The following is a 5,059-nucleotide window of genomic DNA, read 5'->3' on the forward strand; positions in this document are numbered from 1 at the left end:
AGTCAATACAATATACTGATTTTTAATCTTTTGAGCAACTTTTTCTATAATGCACTACGGGTTTATTTTAATTAAATAATACATATATTTGAAATTAATTACCTTAAAATAATAAGATTATGAAAAAAAAATACACAACTTTAATTATTATTTTCTCTTTTTTAGGATTACACGCACAAACAAATCCTTATTATCAAGGAGACAAATGTGTTACTGATATTTCGGTTGATTTTAGAACCGCATCCATATTTACAATTGATGGGAAGGTTTATACTTTGGGACTTAATAACTTAGGGCAAGTAGGAAATGGAAATACACAACCTATAAGTGTTCCATATACAAGACCTTCGATTCCTGATTTTGCAACCATTTCTCACGGTAGTCTTTCTTCTGCAGGATTCACTAAAGACGGTAAAATATATACTTGGGGAAATAATATTTATGGAGTATTGGGTAATGGTACAACCATAAATAATTTTATCCCAACACAAGTAGGTACAGATATAGATTGGGTACAAGTTGTAAACACTTCGCAAAATAATATCGCTTTAAAGAACAACGGTACCTTATGGGGTTGGGGAAATGCTGATAATTGTGCGTTAACAAATGTTCCTGCTGCACCATTCCCTAATAATTTCTATATGCAACCTATTCAAATAAGTCCCGATACCGACTGGGTAAGTATCGGTGCTGCTGTTGCAAGAACATTTGCTATTAAAAGTAACGGTACTTTATGGGCAATGGGGGGAAATAATTATTACAGTTTAGGGGTGTCTAATTCATTTCATTCACAATGTATTAGTGTTTTAACTCAAGTAGGCACTGACACCAATTGGAAAAAAATTATTCCTTCTAATATGGGATATTATACATTAGCTTTAAAAACAGACAACACCTTATGGTATTGGGGATCATACAATCATAATATCTACACGCCTGTACAAACACCTGTACAAATTGAAACAGATACTTGGAAAGAAGTAGCCGCAGGACAAGCATCTGCCGTTGGTATTAAAAATGATGGAACTTTATGGCAATGGGGGTCAGGTTGTTGGAGTAATGATGGTTCGGTTATAATACCTAACCAATCATTGGTTCCTATACAAGTAGGTACAGCGTCTAATTGGATAAAGGTAGCGGCAGGTCATTGCATTTCATTTGCTGTAAGAGCAGATAATACGGTTTGGGCTTTTGGTGCCAACAATATGGATTTTTTTAATGGTTCTCCTTCTTCTCCAGCATCACCTGTTTTAATTTTTCAATGTACTGAAGCTTCTACCACCGAACATGAATTATCTAATATTGTTTTATATCCAAACCCCACAGTTGATAAAATTTTCTGGGCACAAAATATCGCTATTGAAAAAGTTACAGTTTTTGATATGAACGGCAAACAAATACTTTCACAAAAAGTATCTGATTTTTCACTAGATGTTTCTCATCTTTCAAGTGGAACTTATTTAATTAAATTAGAATCTGATCAAGGATTTTATAACTCAAAATTTATTAAAAAATAAAAGAAGCAAAAAAGCTTCTTTTATTTTATTTCTTCGAAATCGATGTATTCGCCAACTTTCTTTTTTTCTTTGGGTATTTTATTTTGCTTTAACTCACTTTCAAAATCGGGTTGCTGTTGCGTATTTTGATTTTGATAAGCCTGTTGCTGTTTCTGAAAATTTTCTGATACCTTGCTTACTGCCTTCTTTATTAAAAAAGGTGCAAAAAGCTTAAACGCAAACTTAAATAGGTAATAAACCAATATTATTATAAAAATTGTTTTAATAAAGCTTTGTAAAGACGCGTGGTCCATTTTTAATTGTTTTTAAAATAATGTTCAAATATATCTAATTTACTACAGAATTATTCTTATAGAAATCTTAAAAAAAAGAATTATTTATTTCCGCGTTTCTCATTAGCTTCTCTCCAAACTTCGTATCCACCAACTAGTTGCGATACATTTTTAAAGCCTAAAGATTTTAGCATTTCAAACGCTTCGTTACTTCGGTCACCTGATTGACAAAAAACAATAATTTCTCGTTCTTTTGGCAGATTATCCGCTGAACGCTTAAAATCATCGCTATGAATATTCAGGCTCATTGCTCCGGGAATTGTTCCTTCTCTATATTCTTCAGGAGTTCTAACATCAATTAATATAGGAGTTTTACTTGTTTTATTAATGAATGCATTAACATCAATTCTTTGTCTATCTGCTTCAATTTCTTGCGCATTGACGGATAATCCGCTTAATAAAATACCGAGTATTAAAATGGTTTTTTTCATAATAATGGTTTTGTATCTATGACAAATATCAGCATTTTACAGATTATAAGTCATTAATTTTGAAAAAAATTAAAATAAAATGAGCTCTTTAATTGATAAATATAATGTGCCGGGACCCAGATATACAAGTTACCCAACAGTTCCATTTTGGAATGAATCTGGTTTTACTGCAAATGAATGGATTACACAATTAAGTAAAAATTTTAAATTAAGTAATTCTACCGAGGGAATTTCTATATACATTCACTTACCTTATTGCGAAAGTTTATGTACTTTTTGTGGATGCCATAAATACATTACTAAAAGACATGAAGTTGAAGAACCTTACATAGATGCTGTATTAAAGGAATGGCAGTTGTATTTAAACATTTTTAGTGAAAAGCCCATTATTAAAGAACTTCATTTAGGCGGTGGTACCCCAACTTTTTTTAGTTGTAACGAGCTTAAAAGACTTATAAAAGGTATTTTTAATGATGCCGAAAAACATGAAAATATTGAACTTAGTTTTGAAGGTCATCCTAACAACACCACGCGCGAACATTTACAAACTTTGTATAATTTAGGTTTTACGCGAGTTAGTTTTGGCGTACAAGATTATGATGAAAATGTTCAAAAAGCTATTCATAGAATACAGTCGTTTGATCAGGTTGCTTACGTAACCGAAACTGCTAGAGAAATTGGTTACAAATCTGTTTCGCACGATATTATCTACGGATTGCCTTTCCAAAATACCGAAACAATAATAAATACGGTTAACAAAACGGCAGAGTTGATGCCCGATAGAATTTCATTTTATTCTTACGCTCATGTTCCATGGATTAAAGGGAATGGTCAGCGAGGATTTAATGAGGAAGATCTTCCTAAAAGCGAAGAAAAGCGCAAGTTATATGAGCTAGGAAGAAATTTATTACAAGAAAAAGGATACCACGAAATTGGCATGGATCATTTTGCAAAAGAATCAGATGATTTGTATAAATCTTTTAAAAATAAAAAATTACACCGAAATTTTATGGGTTATACCGCCTTTAAAACCACTGTGTTGATTGGGTTAGGTGCATCATCAATCAGTGATTGTGAAACAGCTTTTGCACAAAATGAAAAGGACATTAAAAAATACGTCACCCAATTACAAAATAATGAACTTACCGTCGTTAAAGGTCATATCTTATCAAACAACGATTTAATTTTAAGGAATGCTATTTTAGATATTATTTGTAAGTTTAAAGTAGATTTAACTTTAGTTTATACAATGATTCCTAAAGATTTACTACTAAATAGGCTATCGGAATTTTTAAAAGATAATCTTTTATTTATTGAAAACGATACCTTAATTGTTACAGATTTAGGTAAAGCTTTTGTACGAAATATTTGCATGGCTTTTGATGAATATTTAATTGAAAGCAATCCTAAAAATCAACTATTTTCAATGACTATTTAAATGAAAACAGCCTTTAGATTTCTAAAGGCTGTTTTGTTATTTTACATAATCTTCTAAGTAAGAAAAACGTTCGGTTAATTTACCGTTTTCGCAAATTGTTCCTCTTTCTAATATTTGATCTTTATCATTATTAAAAAATGCCGGAATAATATGTTCTATAAACATTTCACCAAAACCTTCGCTGGCATCTTTAGGCAATTCACAAGGTAAATTATCAACCGCCATAACAACAACTGCTGCAGGATGATCTACCGGAACTTCTTTATTTTCTCTAGGATAATATCCGTAAATAGGATCGGCAATTGTAGAAACACGAATGGTACTATCTATAGGTCCGTCTATATCACAAGAAACATCTGCAACTACTTTAATGGCGTTATTGGCATTGTTTAGCATTTCTTTGGTTAATATTTTTGGAGATCCGTCTTTATAAAAATGTCCGGCAATAAAAATATCTGCAACTTTAGAAAATTTTTCAAAATCGCTTTCGTAAGCTGATGCATTTTTTTTAAAATCTTCAAAAGATCCTTCGGTACCATCAATTTTTCTATAATAATCTTCAACATCTATATGCACGTAAACAGGCTCATCGAATTCTTTAGAAAGGAATTTTTCAATAGAAACCTCTTTCATTTTCATTCCGTCTAAAATTTCTTTCGCTCCAAAACCAACTTTCCCTTTACCTGTTAAAACAACTTTGATAGGCGGTAGGTAGGCTCTGTTTAAACGATCGATTAAATCGTTTTGCGATTTTAATTCTTCGGCTTTTTTTAAATTGAATAATTCAAATTTAATTCCAAAAGCTCTAAAAGCGTTGTAAGCGCCAACAATTCCTGCATATCTGCCAAAACCAATTAAACGGGTTCCGTTTTTATCAACTAATGTTTCATGATCAATTAATCTGATGTTTTTTTCTAAGCAAGCTTGTAACAACTTTTTATTGTAGGGCTGTTTTTTAATGGTATGCGAAAAAAAGAAATACGTTTTATTAGGAATTAACTGATCTACAGGAACTTCTTTTACACCAAAAAGTACATCGCAATCTCTTAAATCATCACTTACATCGAATCCTAATTCTTGGTATTCTTCGTCTTTAAATACTCTTATCGGCGAACTTTCTACTTTGAATGTGGCGGTTGGATACGTGTTTTTAACTGATAATAATTCTTGTGGAGAAAAAACAACGCGTTTGTCTGGTGGAGTTTTACCTTCGCGAATAATTCCAAATTTCATATATCTTTACTTTTAAGTCCAGCGAATATAAGGAAAAATTAAGCAATAAAAAAGAAGCCGTCTCAATATTAAAATTTGAGGCGGTTTTTTTATTAGAATTAATTTCCA

The 5,059-nt window shown here is 31.5% G+C and carries 5 protein-coding genes; 2 read left to right on the forward strand and 3 right to left on the reverse strand.

The window, feature by feature from the left end; genetic code table 11:
- Positions 1–119 precede the first annotated feature (119 nt).
- Complete coding sequence (locus EG242_RS14500; protein WP_124900627.1) at positions 120–1,517, forward strand: T9SS type A sorting domain-containing protein; 1,398 nt, start codon at positions 120–122, stop codon at positions 1,515–1,517.
- Between the two features lie 20 nt (positions 1,518–1,537).
- Here the strand turns inward: EG242_RS14500 and EG242_RS14505 are convergent, their stop codons facing one another.
- Complete coding sequence (locus tag EG242_RS14505) at positions 1,538–1,810, reverse strand: DUF4834 family protein (RefSeq protein ID WP_124900629.1); 273 nt, start codon at positions 1,808–1,810, stop codon at positions 1,538–1,540.
- Positions 1,811–1,890: 80 nt separating this feature from the next.
- A complete protein-coding gene (locus EG242_RS14510; protein WP_124900631.1) occupies positions 1,891–2,280 on the reverse strand; it encodes a rhodanese-like domain-containing protein in 390 nt (129 codons plus the stop codon).
- Between the two features lie 79 nt (positions 2,281–2,359).
- Between EG242_RS14510 and hemN the strand changes: the two genes are divergently transcribed.
- Complete coding sequence (gene hemN, locus EG242_RS14515; protein WP_124900633.1) at positions 2,360–3,718, forward strand: oxygen-independent coproporphyrinogen III oxidase; 1,359 nt, start codon at positions 2,360–2,362, stop codon at positions 3,716–3,718.
- 36 nt (positions 3,719–3,754) lie between these two features.
- Here the strand turns inward: hemN and EG242_RS14520 are convergent, their stop codons facing one another.
- The gene (locus EG242_RS14520; RefSeq protein WP_124900635.1) at positions 3,755–4,951 is read right to left on the reverse strand and encodes an NAD(P)-dependent oxidoreductase; all 1,197 of its coding nucleotides are present in this window, start codon (positions 4,949–4,951) and stop codon (positions 3,755–3,757) included.
- Positions 4,952–5,059: the final 108 nt, after the last annotated feature.

The sequence above is a fragment of the Paenimyroides viscosum genome (assembly GCF_003858535.1).
In the GTDB taxonomy this organism is placed as follows: Bacteria; Bacteroidota; Bacteroidia; order Flavobacteriales; family Flavobacteriaceae; genus Flavobacterium; species Flavobacterium viscosum.

Coding starts and splice junctions, on each gene's coding strand:
- EG242_RS14500 (WP_124900627.1), top strand. CDS start 120: ATGAAAAAAAAATACACAACTTTAATTATTATTTTCTCTTTTTTAGGA.
- EG242_RS14505 (WP_124900629.1), bottom strand. CDS start 1,810: ATGGACCACGCGTCTTTACAAAGCTTTATTAAAACAATTTTTATAATA.
- EG242_RS14510 (WP_124900631.1), bottom strand. CDS start 2,280: ATGAAAAAAACCATTTTAATACTCGGTATTTTATTAAGCGGATTATCC.
- hemN (WP_124900633.1), top strand. CDS start 2,360: ATGAGCTCTTTAATTGATAAATATAATGTGCCGGGACCCAGATATACA.
- EG242_RS14520 (WP_124900635.1), bottom strand. CDS start 4,951: ATGAAATTTGGAATTATTCGCGAAGGTAAAACTCCACCAGACAAACGC.